This window comes from Moorena sp. SIO2C4 (assembly GCF_010672485.1).
GTDB lineage: Bacteria > Cyanobacteriota > Cyanobacteriia > Cyanobacteriales > Coleofasciculaceae > Moorena > Moorena producens.
The window spans coordinates 1-2,929 of record NZ_JAAHGN010000968.1 but is presented as its reverse complement, the minus strand read 5'-3'; the positions used below and the strand labels follow the sequence as shown (position 1 = coordinate 2,929).

3 protein-coding genes and 1 pseudogene are annotated in these 2,929 nt (G+C 45.6%); 1 reads left to right on the top strand and 3 read right to left on the bottom strand.

Annotated elements, in window-relative coordinates:
- The 3 genes and pseudogenes from sat to purE form a co-directional block, all read right to left on the bottom strand.
- Nucleotides 1-613 (bottom strand): annotated as a pseudogene (gene sat, locus F6K20_RS32205) (sulfate adenylyltransferase); the annotation flags it as partial.
- A 117-nt stretch (nucleotides 614-730) separates the two neighbouring features.
- Nucleotides 731-1,267, bottom strand: a complete 537-nt coding sequence (gene cysC, locus F6K20_RS32200) for an adenylyl-sulfate kinase (RefSeq protein ID WP_287297481.1) — start codon at nucleotides 1,265-1,267, stop codon at nucleotides 731-733.
- 314 nt (nucleotides 1,268-1,581) lie between these two features.
- Entirely contained in the window at nucleotides 1,582-2,109 is a 528-nt protein-coding gene (gene purE / locus F6K20_RS32195; RefSeq protein ID WP_009149178.1) for a 5-(carboxyamino)imidazole ribonucleotide mutase, read from the bottom strand.
- Nucleotides 2,110-2,154: 45 nt separating this feature from the next.
- On the opposite strand from purE, the gene F6K20_RS32190 reads away from it, so the two are divergent.
- Nucleotides 2,155-2,929: N-acetylglucosamine-6-phosphate deacetylase (locus F6K20_RS32190; protein WP_287297479.1), on the top strand; the 775-nt coding region annotated here is incomplete at its 3' end.

The window sequence follows — 2,929 nt, the reverse complement described above, 5'->3', positions numbered from 1 at the left end:
TGGTTTGGAAACCTACCACTGTTTTCCAACCCCGTTCCGAGAACATGGCTCTCGATTTTTCTGGATCGATTTGGTAGGGGGGAAACTGGGGATGGGGTAACCGTTCCAGTAACCATACCGAACCAGCTAAATTAATCTCTCCCTGGTCATACACGACTTTCACACCAGGATGCTTATCTTCATCAGTGCGGTAAACTTGCACTGCTTCATGGGTTTTGTCGTAAGGATATTTTTCCGTCAGTTCTAATACACCAATAAACTGACCACTGGTATCATCCAAACGGACTAACCCCCCCTCTTGCAGAGGAGCAGCTACTTCAGAGGTAACCGAGAGGGTGATTGGAACTGACCACGGTAGGTTATTGGCGAGACGCATCCGGTCTACCACTGATTGGTAGTCTTCTTTCGTCATGAAGCCAGTCAGAGGACTAAAGCCACCGATAGCAATCATTTCAAGGTCGCTGACAGCCCGTTTATCTAATGTGACTCTGGGCAGAAATTCAGCTTTCTCCAAAAATTCCTGCCGTTGTTCGGGTGTAGCGATACGGTTGACCAGTTGACCACCGTGAGCTGGGATAGTTTGTGAAGGATGGCTTAACACCGGGCTTTGCATACTCTAGGAATAATAATTAGATTCTACAATTGTCTCAAGAATTGTCTCAAGATATGACTCCCACTCCAAATTGTGTAGGTGTGCTTCTTGAGTTCAGATTTCTATAAAGATTCTGCTTCAAGTACTAGAAATATAATTTAACTCTTCCAGCTTTTTGATAACTTTGTCCACACTTTCTGATAATTCTTCTTGGTCAGTACGACATTCCACTTCCGGATTTAATGGGTGCTCGTAGGGGTCATCAATACCAGTAAAATTCTTAATTTCTCCATCACGAGCTCGTTTGTAAAGTCCTTTGACATCTCGGCCTTCGCAAACGTTTAGGGGAGCATTAACATAAACTTCTACAAAGTCACCAATCCGTTGCTTAACCTCCTCTCGAATTTCGCGGTAAGGGGATATCGCTGATACCAATACAATAACTCCATTGCGGGTTAAAAGATGGGCAACAAAGCCAATACGGCGAACGTTTGTATCCCGGTCTTCTTTACTAAATCCGAGTCCTTTGGTTAAGTTCTGACGGACGATATCACCATCCAAGACTTCCAGCTTGCATCCTTTGGCGTTTAGTTTTTCTTCTAATGCCTTAGTAATAGTGGTCTTGCCCGCACCACTAAGACCAGTTAACCATACTGTAACACCACGATGTTCCATGAACTCTATTTACCTCCTATATTTTTTGTTGACATGACTTGGATTTGGTGTGGATAGGGTATTGGTATTTCAGCTGAACACCAAACTCAAGTTCGTATTCGTAAGTCCTATTGGCTTTAGTCTCGGCTCATTTATAACAGATGCTGCCCTTGGTTGGGATGCTTTTGAGATACCCCAACTTAAGGTAGTAGAACGAGTCGGATTGCCCTCGAATTATTTTCTGTCACATCCCTATAGTGGCTTACCCTGATGCCAAGTTAATGGGGGTTTTTGGCCTTTTTCAAGGCTAACCTTCTGAAAGTCTCTGAACCAGATTAACTCATCTGCCCTAAGTATTGCTGATAACCTAACTCATCGAGCAATGCTTGCTTTTCCATAACCGATTCCGCTAAATTCTGGCGATACTGCTGCACTCTCTCTAGTAATTCCGGCTGATGAGTGCCCAAAATCTGCACTGCTAACAATCCTGCATTCTTGGAATTACCAATTGCTACAGTTGCGACGGGAATTCCTCCAGGCATTTGAACAATGGAGTATAGGGAATCGATACCTTTCAAGTAACGACTAGACACTGGCACCCCAATCACAGGTAAGGGTGTTATGGCCGCCACCATCCCAGGCAGATGAGCCGCCCCCCCAGCTCCAGCGATAATAACTTTGAGTCCACGCTTGTGAGCGTCTTGAGCATAATTTACCATCCGTTCGGGGGTGCGGTGGGCGGACACAATCGCTACTTCCCAAGGAACACCGAAGTCTTCACATATTGCGATCGCATTTTGCATGGTGGGCAAATCGGAATCGCTGCCCATAATAATCCCAATTAACGGTTGGTTATTGGTCATGAATCATGTTTGATGGTATATGATTAGACTTCGCCACATTCCCTAATGACTCTAGATATTATCAATGCTCGTGTCCCTAGTTACCAAGGTTTACAGAATATTCATATTAATGATCATGGAATTATTGACGCGATCGCACCGAAGCTAGAAACTCTTCCTAAGCTAGATACTCTTCCTAACCCGGCTATCCTTGACGTTGCTGGGGATTGGGTCTCCCTAGGGGGTGTGGATTTGCAGATTAATGGGGGGCTAGGCTTAGCCTTCACCGATGTCGATTTTCACCACATCCCTTTACTCCAGGAGATTTGTCAATTCCTTTGGCATCAGGGTGTGGATCAGTTTTTACCCACTCTGGTCACTACCTCGGTCGAGAAGATTCAGCGTACGCTTTCTGTCTTTGCTGAATTTATCCCTTCCCAACCTTACCAGACCCCAAGCGCCCGCATCTTGGGTGTCCATCTAGAAGGGCCTTTTCTCAATCCCCAAAAACGGGGGGCTCATCCTCTTGAGTATCTATTACCACTTAATCTTGAAAATGTCAAGGAAGTTTTGGGAGACTATGGTGATCTGGTCAAGATTATTACAATAGCGCCAGAGTTAGAGAGCATTGGTGAGGTGATTCCGTATTTGCGATCGCGCAACATAATCGTTAGTCTTGGTCACTCCCAAGCCACAGCAGAGCAAGCCCAAAGCGCCTTTGAACGTGGGGCATCCATGGTAACCCATGCCTTTAATGCTATGCCAGGACTCCATCACCGCAAACCAGGATTACTGGGAGCTGCCCTAGTTACTCCCGGTGTCCAGTGTGGACTAATTGCCA